General features: G+C 59.0%; 1 protein-coding gene. It reads left to right on the top strand.

Annotation, left to right across the window (positions count from 1 at the left end; translation table 11 throughout):
* Positions 1-217 (top strand): glycosyltransferase (locus MO867_RS23325; RefSeq protein ID WP_252473548.1); only part of this gene is annotated, 217 nt, incomplete at both ends.

The raw sequence follows: 217 nt of genomic DNA, 5'->3' as shown, positions 1-217 counted from the left end.
GACCGGTTACGCCTCATCATCGTTGGCGAGGGCCCCTGCCGCCAGCAACTGGTGGCGCAGGTCAGATCCCTTAACATCGAGGAACGGGTTTCCCTGCCCGGCGCCAGTGACAATATTCCAGAAGTCATGTCCGGCCTGTCACTTTACGTCCAGCCGTCCTTCGCTGAAGGAATATCCAACACCATTCTCGAGTCCATGGCTTCAGGCCTGGCGGTCA

Origin of the sequence: Microbulbifer okhotskensis (genome assembly GCF_023895975.1) — a bacterium.
Lineage (GTDB): Bacteria > Pseudomonadota > Gammaproteobacteria > Pseudomonadales > Cellvibrionaceae > Microbulbifer > Microbulbifer okhotskensis.
This window is presented reverse-complemented; position numbering and strand designations above follow the sequence as displayed.